Annotated in this window: 14 protein-coding genes and 1 tRNA gene; 11 read left to right on the top strand and 4 right to left on the bottom strand. The window is 40.0% G+C overall.

Translation table 11 applies throughout. The annotated features are described in order from the left end of the window. Positions 1 to 21 precede the first annotated feature (21 nt). The 4 genes from glgB (at position 22) to ABZA00_RS01770 (ending at position 5,650) form a co-directional block, all read left to right on the top strand. Positions 22 to 2,325 carry a 1,4-alpha-glucan branching protein GlgB gene (glgB, locus tag ABZA00_RS01785; protein WP_372880428.1) on the top strand — a complete coding sequence of 768 codons (2,304 nt, stop codon included), beginning with the start codon at positions 22 to 24 and terminating at the stop codon, positions 2,323 to 2,325. Continuing rightward, positions 2,326 to 4,431, top strand: coding sequence for a glycogen debranching protein GlgX (gene glgX / locus ABZA00_RS01780; RefSeq protein ID WP_372880427.1), 2,106 nt, complete (start codon positions 2,326 to 2,328; stop codon positions 4,429 to 4,431). Between the two features lie 172 nt (positions 4,432 to 4,603). Beyond that, the gene (locus ABZA00_RS01775) at positions 4,604 to 4,885 is read left to right on the top strand and encodes a YeaC family protein (RefSeq protein ID WP_372880426.1); all 282 of its coding nucleotides are present in this window, start codon (positions 4,604 to 4,606) and stop codon (positions 4,883 to 4,885) included. Positions 4,886 to 4,957: 72 nt separating this feature from the next. Next, the gene (locus ABZA00_RS01770; RefSeq protein ID WP_372880425.1) at positions 4,958 to 5,650 is read left to right on the top strand and encodes a DUF4124 domain-containing protein; all 693 of its coding nucleotides are present in this window, start codon (positions 4,958 to 4,960) and stop codon (positions 5,648 to 5,650) included. 91 nt (positions 5,651 to 5,741) lie between these two features. Here the strand turns inward: ABZA00_RS01770 and pyk are convergent, their stop codons facing one another. Both pyk and ABZA00_RS01760 read right to left on the bottom strand, forming a co-directional pair. After that, positions 5,742 to 7,172 (bottom strand): pyruvate kinase, encoded by a 1,431-nt coding sequence (gene pyk, locus ABZA00_RS01765; protein ID WP_372880424.1) that lies wholly within the window; start codon positions 7,170 to 7,172, stop codon positions 5,742 to 5,744. Between the two features lie 311 nt (positions 7,173 to 7,483). Continuing rightward, positions 7,484 to 8,341 carry a MurR/RpiR family transcriptional regulator gene (locus tag ABZA00_RS01760; protein WP_372880423.1) on the bottom strand — a complete coding sequence of 286 codons (858 nt, stop codon included), beginning with the start codon at positions 8,339 to 8,341 and terminating at the stop codon, positions 7,484 to 7,486. 660 nt (positions 8,342 to 9,001) lie between these two features. Here ABZA00_RS01760 and ABZA00_RS01755 point away from each other — a divergent pair. Then, positions 9,002 to 9,089, top strand: a tRNA-Ser gene (locus ABZA00_RS01755). Between the two features lie 163 nt (positions 9,090 to 9,252). Then, positions 9,253 to 10,077 carry an integrase arm-type DNA-binding domain-containing protein gene (locus ABZA00_RS01750; RefSeq protein WP_372880422.1) on the top strand — a complete coding sequence of 275 codons (825 nt, stop codon included), beginning with the start codon at positions 9,253 to 9,255 and terminating at the stop codon, positions 10,075 to 10,077. 314 nt (positions 10,078 to 10,391) lie between these two features. Here the strand turns inward: ABZA00_RS01750 and ABZA00_RS01745 are convergent, their stop codons facing one another. Then, entirely contained in the window at positions 10,392 to 11,381 is a 990-nt protein-coding gene (locus tag ABZA00_RS01745) for a LacI family DNA-binding transcriptional regulator (protein ID WP_372880421.1), read from the bottom strand. A 321-nt stretch (positions 11,382 to 11,702) separates the two neighbouring features. On the opposite strand from ABZA00_RS01745, the gene ABZA00_RS01740 reads away from it, so the two are divergent. The 5 genes from ABZA00_RS01740 to ABZA00_RS01720 are packed head-to-tail and all read left to right on the top strand — an operon-like array spanning position 11,703 to position 17,829. After that, positions 11,703 to 12,737, top strand: coding sequence for an NAD(P)-dependent alcohol dehydrogenase (locus tag ABZA00_RS01740; protein WP_372880420.1), 1,035 nt, complete (start codon positions 11,703 to 11,705; stop codon positions 12,735 to 12,737). Between the two features lie 3 nt (positions 12,738 to 12,740). Beyond that, a complete protein-coding gene (xylB, locus tag ABZA00_RS01735) occupies positions 12,741 to 14,237 on the top strand; it encodes a xylulokinase (RefSeq protein WP_372880419.1) in 1,497 nt (498 codons plus the stop codon). Further along, on the top strand, positions 14,237 to 15,721 hold the full coding sequence (locus tag ABZA00_RS01730) for a sugar ABC transporter ATP-binding protein (protein WP_372880418.1): 1,485 nt from the start codon (positions 14,237 to 14,239) through the stop codon (positions 15,719 to 15,721). The genes xylB and ABZA00_RS01730 overlap by 1 nt, the downstream gene beginning before the upstream one ends. A 9-nt stretch (positions 15,722 to 15,730) precedes the next feature. Beyond that, complete coding sequence (locus ABZA00_RS01725) at positions 15,731 to 16,768, top strand: ABC transporter permease (protein ID WP_372880417.1); 1,038 nt, start codon at positions 15,731 to 15,733, stop codon at positions 16,766 to 16,768. 59 nt (positions 16,769 to 16,827) lie between these two features. Further along, complete coding sequence (locus ABZA00_RS01720) at positions 16,828 to 17,829, top strand: substrate-binding domain-containing protein (RefSeq protein ID WP_372880416.1); 1,002 nt, start codon at positions 16,828 to 16,830, stop codon at positions 17,827 to 17,829. Between the two features lie 322 nt (positions 17,830 to 18,151). Here ABZA00_RS01720 and ABZA00_RS01715 read toward each other — a convergent pair whose 3' ends face one another. Then, positions 18,152 to 18,697, bottom strand: coding sequence for a D-lyxose/D-mannose family sugar isomerase (locus ABZA00_RS01715; protein ID WP_372880415.1), 546 nt, complete (start codon positions 18,695 to 18,697; stop codon positions 18,152 to 18,154). Positions 18,698 to 19,336: the final 639 nt, after the last annotated feature.

Genomic DNA, 19,336 nt, shown 5'->3' with positions numbered 1-19,336 from the left:
TAACTAGTTGGGCCTTAACCTATGAATAAAAAAGTAACTAAATCAGAAAAAAAAGTAGCTAAGCCAGTAAAAAAAGCTGCCGTAAAGATAGTGAAGAAGCAGGAGTCTGTACACGATGAGCATGCTTCTCTAATTTCACTGCTTAATGCAGCAAGATTACCCAATCCTTTTGAACAGTTGGGCTTATTAAAAAATCCTAAGGGTAAAGGTTTTATTATCCGCGCCTGGTTACCGGGAGCTTTAAAAGTAGAGTTGTATGCTTTATCAGAAAAAAAACCGCAGGCTGAGTTTAAGCAGACAGATCCTTCCGGCTTATTTGAAATTGAATTACCGACTTTGACTGAGAAATTCACTTACGAACTAAATGCCATTTATGAGAGTGGTAACCATCGTTTTGTAGACCCTTACCAATTCCATGATATCGCATTTGATGGACTTTCTACCCTGCATGAAGCACCGCAAAATGTTTACAAAACCTTAGGCGCGCAGCTTAAAACAACTTATGCTGGTGATCAGGCTATTTCCGGTGTACGTTTTATTGTTTATGCACCAAATGCAACAAGTGTTAGTCTTATTACTGAATTTAATCATTGGGATGGCCGCCGTCAGCCGATGCAGCGCAGCTGGTGCGGTCACTGGGTTATTTTTGTTCCTGATTTAAAAGCCGGTTGTGCTTATAAGTTTGAGTTGAAAGACGGCTTAGGTAATCGCTTACCGCACAAGGCTGACCCGGTTGGTTTTCAGGCTGAGCTATATCCTTCGCATTCCTCAATTGTTGTTGACCATGACCAGTATCAATGGAATGACGATGCATGGCGTGCATCGCAAAAGGGTGACAAACGTTATTCCGCTATGAGTATTTATGAAGTTCATCTAGGCTCATGGAAGCGTAAAATAGAAAACGGTAAAGAGCGCATGCTGACCTATCGCGAACTGGCCGCTGAACTGATTCCTTATCTGGTTGAATTAGGCTATACGCATCTTGAAGTAATGCCAATTTCAGAATTCCCGTTTGATGGTTCATGGGGATATCAACCCGTTGGTCTGTTTGCCGCAACCAGCCGTTTTGGTGATGCAGATGATCTTAAATACTTCGTTGACCAGTGTCACCAGGCCGGAATAGGCGTAATTGTCGATTGGGTACCTGCGCATTTCCCGTCAGACCCGCACGGTTTGGCTCGATTTGACGGTACACCTTTATATGAATATGAAGATCCGCGTCGTGGCTGGCATCCTGACTGGAACTCCTACATTTACGATTTCGGTCGTGATAATGTCCGTCAGTTCCTTGTTGCAAGTGCTCTAATCTGGTTAGATAAATTTCATATTGATGGTTTACGCGTTGATGCCGTTGCGTCGATGCTTTACTGGGATTACTCCCGTGAAGAGGGTGAGTGGGTTCCTAACCTTGATGGCGGTAACCATAATTATGAAGCGATTAGCTTATTAAAATGGTTTAATGAAGAAGTTTACCGTCAATATCCCAATGCGATGACCATTGCAGAAGAATCAACGGCATTTGCCGGTGTTTCTAAACCAACTTTTGAAGGTGGTTTAGGTTTTGGTTTCAAATGGAATATGGGATGGATGCATGATACCCTAAGCTATATTGAAACCGATCCTATGTATCGTAAATATCATCACCATGAAATGACATTCGCGATGGTTTACCATTACAATGAACACTTCGTTTTACCTATTTCACATGATGAAGTTGTGCACGGTAAAAACAGTATGCTGGGTAAAATGCCGGGTGATGAATGGCAGGCTGCTGCAAATTTACGTGCTTATATGGGGTATATGTATGCGCATCCGGGTAAAAAATTAAACTTTATGGGCACGGAAATTGCTCAAACTAGTGAATGGAACCATAACACTGGATTAGATTGGCACCTGCTTGAATTTGACAAGCATAAAGGTCAAAAATTACTGACCAGCGATTTAAATAGAATTTATAAAAATAACAGCGCATTCTATGAAGCGGATTATGATCATAAAGGGTTTGAATGGTTAGACCATTCCGATGGTGAAAAAAGTGTTATCGCTTTTGTCAGAAAAAACCTGCAGCAGGATCAGAAAATAATCTGTCTGTCTAACTTTACGCCATTACCAAGAGATGGCTATCGGGTTGCAGTTGATCAGCTAGGTGATTATGAGGTTATTTTAAACTCTGATAGCGAATATTATTGGGGCAGCAATTACCCTATGGGAGACAACTTAGGTGTATTTGCTGCCGAACGTCAACCGTGGCAGGGCAAGGAATATTCAATCAAATTGAATTTACCCCCCTTATCAACGGTTTTTTTATGTAAAAAGGGCAGTTAGTTGGAACGTAAATTATTAGAGTTAGATGAAAAAAAACATCCTTTCTCTGCATCTCGCGGGCAGTTTCTGCCCCTTGGTGCAATTTTAGAAGAAGGGGGGTGCCACTTTTCAGTTTATAGCCTGGGTGCTTACCGTGTTGAATTGTGTTTATTTAACAAACATGAAAAAGAAATTGCCACTTATCCTCTTGAAGTAAAACAGGGGTATTTGTGGAGTATTTTCGTCAATAAAGTAAAGGCCGGGCAGCTATACGGTTACCGGGTATATGGTGATTACCAGCCGGAAAATGGCCTTTTATTTAATAATAATAATTTATTGATTGATCCCTATGCACGGGCTTTAAATCGCGTCCAGCATAGTTTTGCTCAGGCACAGAGCGATAGCGATGACACAGAGGTTGCTAAGTCTGTTGTTATTGATAATCGTTTTGACTGGAAAAATGTAAGCAAGCCGGATATTGCAGATCATCAGCGAATCCTTTATGAAGTACATGTAAAAGGGTTCAGCCAGCTTAATAAAAAGATTCCGCTGCAAAAACGTGGTAAATATCTTGGTTTGTCGCATCCGGAAAGTATCAAACATTATAAGAAGTTAGGTATTACCAGCTTACAGATAATGCCGGTGTTCAGCTTTGTCAGTGAACCAAGACTGCAAAAACTGGGATTAACCAATTACTGGGGCTATAACCCGATAAACTTCTTTGCCCCGGAAAACCGTTATGCTCAGTTTGATGCCGTAGATGAGTTTAAAACCATGGTCCGAGAACTTCACGCTGAAGGGATCGAGGTTATTTTAGATGTGGTCTATAACCATACCGCCGAGGCGGGCAACGATGGTTTAATTCTCAGTTTAAAGGGGTTTGACAATCGCAATTATTATACCTTTGAAAAAGCCTCTGATAATTATCACCTTAATTATTTAAATTACAGCAATCATTCCGGCTGTGGTAATACGGTAAACCTTAATAACCCCTGGGCATTAAAGTTAATGCTTGATTCTTTACGTTATTGGGTAACGGAGATGCAGGTTGACGGTTTCCGTTTCGATCTGGCTGTGACCCTGGCACGTGAAAATAATGGTTTTAATCAACAAAGCGCCTTTTTTAAAGCATTGCTTCAGGATCCTGTCTTAAGTCGGGTTAAATTGATCGCTGAGCCGTGGGATATTGGCCCTGGCGGCTACCGTTTAGGTGGATTTCCAAGTGACTGGTTGGAGTGTAACGATCGTTATCGCGATACATTACGTTCTTTCTGGCGCGGAGACACCGGACAGTTAGGCGAGGTGGCTACGCGCTTGTTAGGCTCCCGGGATGTATTTGCAAAGCGTTATCGTGCTATCTGCACTAGTGTCAATTACATTTGTTACCACGATGGTTTTACAATGGATGATCTTGTTAGTTATGATCATCGCCATAATGAAGCCAATGGTGAAAAAAGCCGGGATGGTCACGGGCATAACTTATCTGCCAATTATGGCGTTGAAGGTAAAACCGACAATGTTAAAATTAATCAGATACGTCAGCAACAAAAACGAAACTTAATTTCCACCTTATTCCTTTCTCAGGGCACCCCGCATTTTTTAGCGGGTGATGAAATGGGGAATAGCCAGACGGGTAATAATAATGCGTATTGCCAGGATAATATTTTAAGTTGGTTAAACTGGGACTTGAGTTCCGTAAATAAAAAATTGTTTGATTTTACCAGTAAGGTAATCCAGCTGCGTAAAGAATCGCGTTTATTTGGCAGCCTGGCATTAAGTGATGACTGTATCGGCCGTTGTGAAAACTCCGATCTTGTTAAATGGTATCATCCTGAAGGTGATCCTATGGAGGAGCGAGATTGGCACGCCAATAATTCACAGGCGATAGGTGTTGAACTGCATGAGGCGGAGCAATCCGGAGAGCATTGGTTTTTAATATTAAACTCATCCAGTTATCAAATTGGTTGTAAATTGCCGGTGCTAGATGTTGGTTTGGCCTGGAAAATTAAACTTGATACGGCTTGTACCTCGGGTGAGTTAACCGATACAAAGGAAAATGTTACCGAAGAGACTAAAGTTAGCGCGCGATCCGTTCTTTTATTAAAGTGTGTTCGTCATTTAACTTGACGGAGAGACACGCTAACTTCTCATGTGAATAAATCAACTTTAAGCCCTATCACATTGGTTATTAGGGCTTTTTTGTGGGGTGTACGCGTTTTTTGTCGGAAAAGTTTGGTTACAATAACCCTGATAATTTATTTGAAATCAATATACTCACCTAAAAATAATGGAAAATATCATGGCGACTCTAACTGGTTATGCGAAAAGTATATCACCTGCACTTTATCAACAGCTTCGGCAAGCCGTTGAAACAGGAAAATGGTTAGACGGAAACAAATTAACTGAAGAGCAAAAAGCGCATTCGCTGCAATTGCTAATGGCTTATCAAAGTCAGTTTAACGCTCAACCTGAGCATTTTACAATCGCCCAAAGTGGTGAAATTCATATGGAGAGTAAAAAAGTACTAAAGTCCCAGTTTTCTGACTCGGCATTATCCGACCTGCATAAAATAAATTTATAATTAGTTCTATTGTTGTAAATATTTCTGTTAAAGTGTTCATAACATTGTTATCAATAAGGACTTTGTTGCCTCATGTGGAGAACTGTACTTCCTTCTATCCTTCTGTTATTGCTAACAAAGCCTGCAATGGCAAAAGTTTACCAATGTGTTACTGACGGTTCCGTAACATTTTCAAGCATTCCCTGTGATGATCAAAGCTCTGTATTAAGTGCCGGGCAACAAGCTGAACCAGGTGTTATTGAAAAATTTACTATGCCGGAGTATCCGGACTGGCAGCGAGGCTGGCGGCAAACTGTCGATTTTAAATTAAGCAGTTTCGCTGAAGCTGAATATGTACCAGTACGGCTTCAAGGCAAAGCGCGACCTGCATTAGTGAGCCAGCAAAAATTAAGCAATGTCGCACCTTCATTCTCTGTTCAGGATATGGCAGTTTCGGTTAAGGATACAATTGAAAGTCTTTGTAAAGAGAGCCGGCTGGATAGTGCTGATATTCATAACCCCAGTCCAAATAACGTATTTTATGGGCAATATAGCTGCTCGGCACGACGTGATACGCAAAATGGCGAGTTGGGGGTGTACAAAATCATGCGCGGTGAAAATAGTATTTATGTCGTATCTGTAAAGTGGGAATTAACGCCATTTACTCTGTATCCCGGAAAAAAACCGCAAGTCTTAGAAAATAAAGAGTTAAAAAACAGATTGCAGACTGCTAAAAACTATTTGATGGAAGATGTACGTCTGTGCAGGAATATTCTCTGTTATTGATAAACATTATGTTTTATCGTGTTGATTTTTTGGTGGTTAAGTTATGAAAAAAGCTTCTCATTGAGAAGCTTTTTTAAAACCATTTGTAGATTTAAACTTTCGCAATTTTACAGGTATTAGTAGAGCCTGCGTAATGATCTTCACCGTGAGTGATTAGTACCAGATCGCCTTCTTTTAGATAACCGCGGTCTTTTAATGCATCAATTGCATTACGTGTAAATACGGCATTATTCGTGGTGGTCGAATTAAAATTGACCGGTGTGACACCGCGGTATAAGGCACAGTAATTTAATGTCTGGACATTGCTGGAAAGTGCAAAAATTGGTAAACCGGAGCTTAGGCGTGACATTAATAACGGGGTTGTACCGGATGCGGTCAGCGCAATAATCGCTTTAATACCAACAGTATGGTTAGCTGCAAACATCGCCGTCATCGCCAGTGCTTCAGTTGGATCGTCAAACATTGTACCCATACGGTTTTTTGAGATGTTAATGCTTGGATGTTTTTCCGCACCCAGACACACTTCACTCATGGCTTTAACGGTTTCGACAGGATAAGCACCTGCTGCCGTTTCACCCGACAACATGACTGCATCAGTACCATCTAATACCGCGTTAGCCACGTCCATCACTTCCGCACGCGTCGGCATCGGTGCGCTTACCATAGATTCCATCATTTGTGTTGCCGTGATAACCACACGGTTTAAACGGCGCGCTGTACGGATCATGTTCTTTTGTACACCCACCAGACGTGCGTCACCAATTTCCACGCCCAAATCACCGCGCGCCACCATCACCACATCAGAGGCAAGGATAATATCCTCTAAGGCTTCCTGAGTTTCCACCGCTTCAGCGCGTTCTACCTTAGCCACAATTTTAGCGTTGCAACCCGCTTCTTTTGCCAGACGGCGTGCATAGTGGATATCTTCACCATTACGCGGGAAAGAAACCGCCAGATAATCACAGCCGATTTCAGCAGCGGTGATGATATCTTTTTTATCTTTCGGCGTTAATGCCGCTGCCGATAAACCGCCGCCTTTTTTGTTAATGCCTTTATTGTTAGATAAAGGGCCGCCAATGGATACTGCGGTGTGTACCTGGTTGCCGATAACCTTGTCAACGACTAACTGCACACGGCCATCGTCAAGTAATAGGACATCACCAGGCGCTACTTCCTGCGGCAGTGTTTTGTAATCAAGACCGACCGCCTGCTGATCACCCTGACCCTTTTCAATATCACTGTCCAATATAAACTTGTCACCAACGGCTAATTGAATTTTACCGTCTTTAAAGGTAGATACACGAATTTTAGGTCCCTGCAGGTCCCCCATAATGGCCACTTCTCGTCCTAAGCGAGCGGCAATTTCCCGTACTTCGTTGGCACGTTTTATATGGTCAGCAGGCTCGCCATGGGAAAAATTCATACGAACCATATCAGCGCCAGCTGCGATGATTTTTTCCAGATTATTATCGCGATCGGTAGCAGGTCCTAAAGTTGTAACAATTTTGGTGCGTCGTAACATAATGTATTCCTGTTAAAGTAAAGTTGATTTTCATGCCGGGTTAAAAAATTTAACTCGCCTGAATGCGAGAAAAGACTATTTTATTTCTATTTGACAAGCTTTCCAGAGTAATCGGAATCATGTCTGCAGGAGTATTTGAATGAAAGGTATGAGCACTAGTACAATCCATTGCATTAGTAATAAGTATCATATTTAAGTCCATTTACGTATTGTGGTTATTTTATCAGCAAATAGCATAGCAGGGATTATTTTAAATAGTTAGTGTTTTCGTTATGGGTTTATTTGAGCCCCGGTAGGGGGCTTCGGTCAGATTAAGGTTCGATATTTATTTTATCAAACCGGGACTCTCTGATTCCGCTTTTAATGCGTTTTAAATGCTCGATAAATTTAGGTCCGCGACGTAATGTAAAACCTGTTGCTAACACATCAATAACAACCATCTGCACAATACGCGATGCCATGGGCATATAAATATCAGTATCTTCCGGTACTGAAGCGGAAAGAACCAGGTTGCTTTGCTGTGCAAGCGGTGAGTGAGCTGGTGTTAATGCAATAACAAAGGCATCATTTTCGCGGGCCAGTTGAGCAACTTCTACCAGCGCCTTAGTGCGTCCTGTGTGTGATATTAAAACAATCACGTCACCTTCACTGCTATTAATACAATTCATTTTCTGCATGATAATATCATCGAAGCAGGAGACGGGAATATTAAAACGGGAAAATTTATTTAACGCATCATGGGCAACCGCTGAAGATGCGCCCAATCCAAAAAAAGAGATCTTATTTGCCTGGGTTAATACATCAACCGCCTTGTTGACTAACGCGCTATTTAACGAGTTTTTTGCAACATCTAAGCAGGCCATTGTAGATTCAAATATTTTAGCACTATAAGCTTCCGGCCCGTCATCTTCGTTAACATTGCGATTTACATAAGGCGTGCCGTTTGCGAGGCTCTGAGCGAGATGCAGTTTGAAGTCAGGAAAACCTTTAGTATCAAGGCGTCTGCAAAAGCGATTAACGGTTGGCTCGCTTACTTCCGCCATTTTAGCAAGTGTCGCAATACTGGAATGAATAGCGATTTGCGGAGATGCAATAATAACTTCAGCAACTTTTCTTTCTGATTTGCTGAAAGTATCCAGATTTTTTTGAATTAACTCTAAAGTTTTCATACCGTTCCACTAAGATAATTATTTTTTAAGTAGACTTGCGAATAATTACGAGATTTACTATCGGAAAGATAGTTTGGGCTTAGGTACTAATGTTACTGTTAATGTTCCTTAAGTTGAAAGTAGACATTCAAAGTTGAAAAAAAACTACATTAATACGCGATAAATTCTCTCCATTATAAGTAACTGGACTTTGAATGTCATTTTATTACAAAATCAATCTTGTTTAAGATCAATATTGCTGTTTTATAATTACATTAAATGAGAGGTTGGTTACAGGGTTTTTACCTTATTAATTATTTTAGGGGCAGTTGTGAAGTTTCACGGGGTAGTCAGGGAGTGTTCTGTCAGGTGATGGGCGAATTTGCCGGTAACCAGGGATTACTCTTGCCTGTAGTGGCGGTGCATGTGCGCCCGATTTTGTTGACTTCTTTACAGCAAGTGAGTTCAGAGCGTTTTTTTTGAAGCAAAAGAGCGTATTCAAGATCATCTTGCCGCAATACCTACTTATTAAATTACCCGGGATTATTGGGCGTGAGTGGGGAGGATCTCGGTAACTTGGCACTATTGTTAATTAATATTAATTAAATTGTCATTAGTGGTTGATTTTATGAGGAGAGTTCATTATCATGCGCCTCGCTTTAACAAGATAGTTAAGCAACTGGTGAGTTGTCCGAGTGGCTGAAGGAGCACGCCTGGAAAGTGTGTGTACGGCAACGTACCGAGAGTTCGAATCTCTCACTCACCGCCACATTTAGTACCGACAAGGTACGACTAGAACCCGAACCGCTTAATAATAAAGGCGTTTCGGGTTTTTTTATCCAATACGTTCGAGCGGATACGCTTGCATCCTACCAAAAAAGTAAGACTATAAGTAATACCACTATCACATACATAAAGTTGGTATTACTTTTATGGCTATAAAACCTCTTTCACCAATACAAGTTGAACAAGCGAAATCCAGCGATAAAGTGCAGACGCTAGCGGATGGAGGCGGGTTACAGCTTAGAATTAAACCCAACGGATCAAGGCCATGGCAGTTAAGATATAAAAAACCTTTCACCAAAAAGTATACCGTAATGGGATTAGGTAAATACCCTGAAGTATCATTGGCTGACGCTAGAGACCTGCGCTACTCTGCAAAAAAGCTATTAGCCAAAGGTATTGATCCAATTGATGATAAGAAAGCACGTGAGTTGGCTTTAATGGAAACCCACTCCAACACTTTAAAATTAATTGCTGAGAAATGGTTTGACGTTAAAAAAAGTCATATATCATCAGGCTATGCAAAAGATATTTGGGGATCATTAACGCGGCACATTTTTCCCTCAGTTGGGGGCTATCCGATCAGCCAGTTAACTGCACAAAAAGTAATACAGGTATTACGCCCGCTTGAAGCAAACGGCAAATACGACACCATAAAAAGGATTTGCCAGCGTATTAATGAGATCATGACCTATGCAGTTAACACAGGAATAATTGTAGTCAACCCTTTAGCTGGAATTGGCAATGCATTTAGAACGGTAAAAACAACCAATAACCCTGCACTTGAGGGCAGCGAGCTACCCGAATTGATGAATGCACTTGATATGGCCAGCATAAGGTCAACAACTAGATGTATGATTGAATGGCAGTTACACACCATGACTCGGCCAAATGAAACAGCAAGTGCAAGGTGGGAAGATATTGATCTGGAAAATATGCTTTGGGTGATTCCTGCTAACAGTATTGAGAGGTAGTGCTCCTGCTACTTACGCTAAAGGCCTCCGGCGTGCCGCAAACCAACTCCGTTATTTTTAGTTTTCACTTGCAAAACGGGGCTTACCATACATAATTCCCGATTTCAAGCGTGGCAGATACGCTCAAAAAATCCCAATTGCGAACATAATAGACTAAATCATTTACGCCCAAGCGCCTTAAAAACCTACAAGTTTGTAGCGAACTTATCCAGCCACAGCAAATACTTTATCCAAAAAGTTTAATATTTTTATGGGTTAATATGCCCAATAAAACAACCCCATTTACAGGAGCAGTGACTACAATTTATTCTTACTCATTTTGCAATTGATCCTCTAATAATTATGTCGGAGAGTTCTCCACATTCATCAGCTTCAATGGCACGAATGAGTTGAGTTACTGATTGATATCCTAACTCTTCTATATCATGTTTTATACAAGGTATGGAGACACCAAAATTTTTGGATGTCTGAATTTCATCTATACTGTAAAATTTCATATCAACACTGAGTACGTAGCCATTTAATACACAGGCTTCAAGTGCACCCAATGTTATTTGGTTGTTTAATCCAACAATAATACTCGGTTTTTTTTTCTTTAAGAAATCCGCAACCAATTTTTTAGATAATTCTGCATTGAAATCAGCATAAATTATATCTAATTTCGACATTTTGTCTTTCTCTGAAAACGCCATTTTCAAACCATTCAATCGAGCATTGGCGACTCTAGAATATAATGACCCCGAAACAACAAGAATGTCATCATAGTCATCACACATTATCTCCTTACCCAACTTGTATCCGGAATCAACATTGTCTAAGTAAACTCCACAGGTATGAGGAACATCAATGTTACGGTCAAATAGAACTACTGGAATATGAAAAGATTTTAATTTATTAAAATATTCCGGTGCGTAATTTTCATCTTCAGAAATGACACCAATAATGACACCATCAACATTATAGCTGAGCAATGTATTCACTGCATTTTGCTCAATTTCTGCCGACTCATCTGATGTGAAAAATAAGCAGTTATAACCTCTTTTGTTTGCATTATTGACAATAACTCTTACGGCATTCGAGAAAAATGGATTGGTTATGGTTGGTACTATGACGCCAATAGTTTTTGAACTTGATTTCAGACCTTTGGCCATCATGTTGGGGATGTAGCCCATTTCTTGTGCAAGTTTTTGTATTTTTTCACGAGTCTTTTGCTTTACCTTCTCTGGGTTTGATAGGGCTCGAGAGACCGTAATAGAGGTAACATTTGCTCTTTTTGCTATATCGGATAGCTTTACTTTTTTCATGTCAATATTCCGGTGCGTTTCTTGATAGTCTTCATTAACACATTTTGACTGTAATAAATATGAGTAAATTAGATTGAGTTATATTATTTACCCATAAAAAATGATTAAGTTGATTATATGATGTTATTTTGGTTATCGCTATCATTTTAATTTTGTTGTGTTAATAGTGGTTGTTAGAAAAAATATTACTGTTAATCAATATGTTGGTTGTTGTTCTTCTTGGTTTGTGATCGACCGCTCAAAAAAGATGCTGCAAAAATATTATATTTATCTCGCGTTAAATGACATCGATAACAATTTATTTCATGAGGAAACAAGAATATGAAAGCATTAGTATTAGAAAAGGTAAATGAGCTTGTAATCAAAGACGTCGCCGAACCTATAGCTATAGGCGCTAACGATGTAAAGATTAGAATTCAAGCGGTAGGGATCTGCGGTTCTGATGTTCATTATTTGACTCATGGAAAAATTGGTCATTTCGTGGTTGAGAAGCCAATGACCCTTGGTCACGAAGCATCGGGTATTGTGACTGCTGTTGGTGCAAACGTTAAGCATCTAAGAGAAGGTGACCGCGTGTGTATGGAACCAGGCATACCACAACCACAGTCGCGTGAAACAATGGCGGGCTTTTATAATCTTGATCCTGACGTTCAATTTTGGGCTACACCACCATATGATGGTTGTTGTTCTGATTATGTCGTTCACCCCGCTGCATTTACATTTAAGATCCCTGAACATATGACGTTTGCAGAAGCTGCGATGGTTGAACCATTAGCTATCGGTATGCAAGCGGCAACGAAAGCTCAAATTAAGGCGGGTGACATTGGCCTTGTTTATGGTGCGGGTACGATTGGTGTCATGTGTGCGTTATCAGCTTTAGCAAGTGGCTGTGCTGAAGTTATTGTTGTTGACGTTGTAAATGAAAAACTAAAAACGGTTAGTTCATATGATGGAATTACCACGGTTAACAGTTTAGAGCAAAATGTTGCGGATATTGTCGGTAAGATCACTGGAGGACAAGGGGTCAATGTCATATTTGAGTGCTGTGGTATTGAGCCTGTTATCACACATATTTGTGATCATGTTGCTCCAAATGGAACCGTTGTACTAGTGGGCATGCCAGTCGAACCAGTCAAATTTGATATTGTAGCAGCTCAGGTTAAAGAAGTTACCTTTAAAACTATCTTCCGCTACGCCAACATGTATCCAAAAACTATCAATCTAATCTCGTCTGGAAAGATAAACGTCAGACCATTAATTAGCAAAACATATAAGTTTGAAGACTCGCTTGAGGCCTATAGAAGAGCCGTTGAAGCTAATCCTTCCGATGTGAAAATTATTATTGAAATGGAGTAGATTATGAGCATTGTAGTCGGTGTCGATTGCGGCACACAAGGAACAAAAGTTGTTCTGGTTGATACTACAGACTCTAGTGTGTTGGCAGAATCCTCTGCGGCACATGAACTTATCTCCGGGTCTAATGGTAAACGTGAACAGAACCCCATTTGGTGGGTTGATGCAATGGTCTGTGCTTTTCATCAAGTTGTAGATAAAGCGAATATCGATCCTAAGCAAATTGATGCTATCGGGATATCAGGCCAACAACACGGATTCGTTGCTCTTGATTCAGATGGCAATGTTATTCGTAACGCAAAATTATGGTGTGATACTGAAACAGCACCGGAAAATGCTGAGTTGCTAGCACTTATCGGTGGTGAATGCGGCTCCATTGATAAACTTGGACTTCGTATAGAAACAGGCTATACCGCTTCAAAAATTCTTTGGATGAAAAATCATGAGCCTGAGAACTTTGCAAAACTTGCTCACATTTTGCTCCCACATGATTATCTAAACTATTGGTTAACAGGTGAATTCAGTGCCGATTACGGTGACGCATCTGGCACCGGGCTATTTGATGTACGTAACCGTTGTTGGGACTATCATACTTGTTCTTTGATTGACCCAACTGATCGTCTATTTAATTCATTACCACCTTTAAACTCTTCGGAGCAATCAGCTGGAATTGTTGTGGGCGAAGCAAAAGCTAAGCTGGGTTTACGCGATAACGTCGTTGTGTCCAGTGGTGGTGGCGACAATATGATGGGAGCAATTGGTACAGGTAATGTTAAAAATGGCATTATCACAATGTCTCTTGGAACCTCAGGGACTATCTATACATTTTCTGATAAGCCTGTCGAATTGAAGCATCCTAGTATTGCAAATTTTTGCTCAAGCTCTAATGGTTGGCTGCCGTTGATTTGTACAATGAATGTAACGTCGGCGACTACATTGGTGCAAGAACTCTTAAGTATGAATCTAACCGAATTCAATAACTCACTTTCAAACAGTAAGATCGGTTCTGGTAATATTTCATTTCTACAATTTTTTAATGGTGAACGGGTACCTGCGTTACCAAATGGTACTGCTTCAATTCACGGCCTGGACTCTTCCAACTTCAACCGTGATAACTTAGTCCGTGCTGTTGTTGAAGGTGCCACATATGGACTTCGTTATGGACTCGACCTACTTCGTGATGCAGGAATCAGTATCGAGCAAATTCGTTTGATTGGCGGTGGCTCAAAATCAGAACAATGGCGTCAAATCATAGCTGACACAATGAATGCTGAAGTAATTTGCCCTGAAAATGGTGAAGCAGGTGCGTTGGGTGCGGCGATACAAGCGTATTGGGCGTTGAGTGGTGAAATTGATTTCAATATTATAGAACAGCTAGTTTTGCTGGACGAAAACTCAAGAACACTCCCTATTCCGAAGAATGTTGATCTAAATGACAGTGCGTATCGACGTTATATCGAAACGCTAGGTTCTCAATATCCTGAATTGATGGTGGAGGTCTAATGAGCAATATCCCAATATTATCAGTGAGATCGGTTAAAAAGTCATTCGGTGAGGTGAATGCTCTGAAAAACATCAATTTTACATTACATGCCGGTGAAGTTCACGCATTGTGTGGTGGTAATGGTGCAGGTAAAAGTACATTCCTAAGTATTGTAATGGGGTTTCTGCAACCAGATGAAGGTCGAATTTGTGTAAATGGTGAAGAAAAAACGTTTGCCAATGCAAAAGAGGCACTGGATGCTGGTATTACCATCGTTCAGCAAGAGTTAAGCATGATACCGAATCTGACAGTGGCTGAAAATATCTATCTTGGTCAGGAACCCAGAAAGAAATTTGGGTTTGTTGACTTTGCAAAGCTCAACCAAAGAGCGCAAGAATTGATGGATGAACTTGAATTTGATATTCCGGTTGACGCCATTGTTAATCATCTAAGTGTTGCCGAACAACAGTTGGTAGAGATAGCAAAAGCGCTATCACATTCAAATGCCAATATTGTATTCCTAGATGAACCTACATCAGCAATCGGTGAAGAAGATTCTAAAAAACTATTTAAGGTTATCAAGTCACTTTCAAACAAAGGCAAGGGTATTGTTTACGTATCACATCGGCTTTCTGAAATCTTCGAAATAGCCAGTAACTACACTGTATTTCGTGACGGGACTTATATCGGTGAGGGTTTAATCCGTGATATCAATCGTGAACAACTCATTGAACAAATAATTGGCGGACAAATTGACCAAGAGTTCGCAAAGTTTAATCAACCTACAGAATCAGTTTCTTTAGAAGTTAAAGGGTTAACGTCTAAGAAATTTAATAATATCTCATTCAATGTTCATAGAGGGGAAATACTGGGGATCTATGGCCTTGTAGGTTCAGGCCGTTCAGAGGTCTTAAATGCAATATTCGGCATCGATTCATTTGATTGCGGTTCTATCGTTTTAAATGGTAGTGAGTTAAAAAACCACAAACCTAGAGACTCAATAAAGTCCGGTATAGCCTATGTGACTGAAGATAGGAAATCGTCTGGTTTAGTTCTTACGAGTTCAGTTGGCGCTAATATTTCAATCTCGTCATTGAACAAATTTTCCAATTCATTTTTTATCAATAAACAAATGGAAGGTGAGAATATTGAAGCGATGATAGATGTATTTAAAGTAAAAACACCTAACAAAGAGCAAATAGTCCAAAACCTTTCTGGTGGTAATCAACAAAAAGTCGTATTAGGTCGTTGGTCCCTTACTTGTCCCGAATTACTCATGTTGGATGAGCCTACTCGAGGCATTGATGTTGGGGCAAAGAAAGAGATATATAAATACATGTCGGAACAAGCACTAGAAGGCAAAAGTATCATAATGGTTTCATCTGAATTGCCAGAAATAATTGGTATGAGTGATCGAATCATAATATTCAAAAACGGTGAGTTGGTAAAAGAAGTTTTACAGTCAGATGCAACTCAACAGTTATTACTTAGTTTAGCTTCATAGGATGAAAATATGAACATATCACTCTCAGTAAAAAAAGAGATAGGGCCGCAGACCTCCATATTAAAGCCACTTCTTCACAAATACGGGATAGTTTTTGCTTTCTTATTTCTTTGTCTAACAATTGCACTTCTTGGGGAAATATCTATCCAAAGTGGCCTTTGGGACAGTAATTATTTTTTAACAAAGGGTAATTTTCTTGTTGTCCTTCGGCAAGTATCAATTAATGGGGTTTTAGCCATTGGAATGACCTTCGTTATAATCATAGCTGGTGTTGACCTTTCAGTCGGTTCGGTACTTGCTCTGGCAGGTATAGTGGCCTCAAGGTTCGTTACGAGTTCGTCCAACATGGCGATAGGCAGTTTCGATTCACCTATTTTACTGCCTTTAATGGTTGCTATTATTATCGGCGCATTATGTGGTTTTTTAAATGGTTACATCATCTCGAAATTCCGACTACAAGCATTTATCGTCACTATGGGGATGCTCTCTGCCGCTCGAGGTGTGACTATGTTAACGACAGACGGTAATCCAGTCTCTTCCCTTGATAGTAGCTTTCGCGTAATTGGTAATAGTTATGTACTAGGCATACCGACACCTGTACTAATTTTTGCTGCGATTTTTATTGCTTCGTGGATATTACTAAATAAAACGGTATTTGGTCGATATGTCTTTGCTGTTGGTGGTAACGAAAAATCAGCAAGAACCTCTGGTATTGATGTGCACAAAGTCAAAGTTGCTGTTTATACACTTTGCGGTGTTCTTGCTGCAATAGCAGGCTTAATTCTTACTGCGCGTACTGGTTCGGCTCAAACGAGTGCTGGCTCTGCCTATGAATTAGATGCAATTGCTGCCGTGGTCATTGGTGGAACGTCAATGGCTGGTGGTATAGGAACGCTGACGGGAACCTTATTCGGTATCCTCATTATTGGTGTTATGAACAACGGCTTAGATTTACTCGGTGTGCAATCATATTACCAACAAATAATAAAAGGTTTATTAATTGTCGCCGCAGTTATGCTAGACCCGGCAAGAAAACAATCGCGTTAATTACAGATATAAGCGTTAAAAACCACTATAACTCAACAACAAACGTAAAGGAAACCTACATGAAAAAAACAATCATCAGTACGTTAATTGGAACATCGTTGGTTCTATCTTCAGGAGCTGCATTTGCAAAGGATCCTGTTAAAGTTGCAGTACTTATGTACGGAATGAAAGCTGAATTTGTGCAGTTAATGGAGCAAGCTGCTTATGACCATCCGATGGTAAAATCGGGAGATGTTAAAATTACTATGTATGATGGTCGTTACGATGCCTTAGTTCAAAATAATCAGGCTGAAACGGCAATACGCACTGACCACGACGCAATTATTATTAACCCAATGGATTTCGATGCCAATATTGACGTAGTGGATATGGCAAACGAAGCAGGCATTCCGGTAATAGTGACCAATGCTCGTCTTAATACAGACAAAATGACCGCAGAAGTTGTTTCTGATGATGTTGAAGGTGGTTATTTGGAAGGCAAGTTCATTATGGAAAAAATTGGTTGTAAAGGTAATGTGGTTATCCTTGAGGGACCAAAAGGCGGTTCGGGTGAAATTCAGCGTGGTCAAGGTAACGAAAAAGCCATTGGTGAATGTCCAGAAGGTGCGGTTAAAGTGTTAGAGCGTAAAACTGCTAACTGGTCACGTGCTGAAGGCATGAACCTGATGGAGAACTGGTTGATGAAGCACCAAGGTAAAATCGACGGAATTATTGGTCAGAATGATGAAATGGCGCTTGGCACAATTGAAGCTATTGAAGGATCCGGTGGCACAGTCGACGATTATGCAATTGCAGGTATTGATGGTATTACTGACGCACTTTATGCCGTTAAAAATGATAAAATGGCATCTATTCTTCAAGACGCAAATGGTCAAATGCAGGGCTCTATTGATGTTGCTTTACGCCACGTTATTGGAACTGAATATAAGCCATCATCTACGATTTGGAACCAATATGCAGGCCAGTTAGATTGGAATAATGGTCTATCTAAGCGTTATGACATCCCATGGACAATCGTAAATAAACAAAACGTAGAGGGACTGTTGAAAACCCGTAAATAATGCTTTTGTCTTAAGATATTTAAAAGGCCTGATGCTTATTGCTCTGGCCTTTTAAATATACCGTAATTGAATTTGTGTATGTAAAGCATGGCTAAGGGCAAGTTACGTGAGAAAACGCTAGATTAATTTGTGGATGAAGCCAATCAAGGTTGGCACTTTTTTATGGTAATTATACCAAGTCAGATGAATCTTCAAAAAAAGATAGTCTATTGAGTGAACCAGAGCGACTGCAATCGATTAAAATTAAAAACTGCCGAAAACCACCGAACCGCATCATGGTAATATCCATACAGACTGATTGAATACTTATGACTCATGATAGTTACACATATTTATTTACAGAAGCTTTTTGAACCATGCTGGCTCGATTGATGCTTGTATCGGTGAACACGTCGGTATCGTCATTAGAGTTAGTCGAAAACTCTGATATCACTGCTCCATCATTATGAGCTTTGAACCAATGTTTTGAATTTGGTGCTAGAGTTAACTGATCACCAGGATTTAATACTATTTCATTAAAAACGGTAAAGTTTTTTTCCTCTTTTGGAAAATCTACAGATGGATTAGTCGTTCTTTCACCATCAATAAAAATACTAATTTTACCAAATCTACATCTAAATGTTTCTTCCTTACCTTCTATCCCCCCAATAGATGGATGTTTATGTTCTGGACAAAGTTGATTTGGAAGCATTATTAGTTCTTTTGCGCAGCATCGATTAGTGTTGACGTATGTATGTATCGTCAAACCGATACGCTCAAAATCATTCAAACCAAAATCGGTCATTTCCAAGTTTGCGATTTCATCAAGCTTTAGAAATATACCTGAACGATCTAGTAACTCAGTAACCAAATTCAGATTATCAATCATAGCATCACACTCCACGTACATACTTAGTTATAAAACCTAAATTATCATATGGTTACTGTGCGCAGTCAAGTTAACATCATCGATGATGTTAAGAAGAAATGGAGCAATAATTTGGCGTAAACCTGCCTAAACCGAAGACAACCAATAAATACCAAGTTTAATTGAAACAATGAGATAAGTGTTCTAGGCTGACAGATGTAACTGTGTTTTTGGGATTCAATATCCGTATGTTGGGAGTTCGAATCTCTCCACCCCTGCCACATTTAGTACCGAGCAGGTACGAGAAGAACCCGAAACGCTTAATAATAAAGGCATTTCGGGTTTTTTTATGTCCGTAGAGTTCGGGTAGTACCGCTCGCATCTTGCAAAAATGTAAGATAATTTGTAAGACGATTTTCCTCAGTGAAAAAGGATCTTACAATTATGACTAAATAATACCAATTCTACTAAATAGCTGATCAATCTTACTGGCTAAAATGAGCTACTTCTGCGTTAGACGTTTTGTGAAGGGAACAACCAGTTACTGCAACTTCCGCCTGGAATGAATTCATTTTTTATCCATTTAGATGAAAAACACCGTCATTCATGGCGGTGATGAAAATCATTCAAATATAAAAATTAGCGGTTGCCACTGGTGTA

This window comes from Psychromonas sp. (assembly GCF_041586535.1).
GTDB lineage: Bacteria > Pseudomonadota > Gammaproteobacteria > Enterobacterales > Psychromonadaceae > Psychromonas.
Note: the sequence above shows the minus strand (reverse complement) of the source record. Positions and strands in the feature narration are given on the sequence as shown.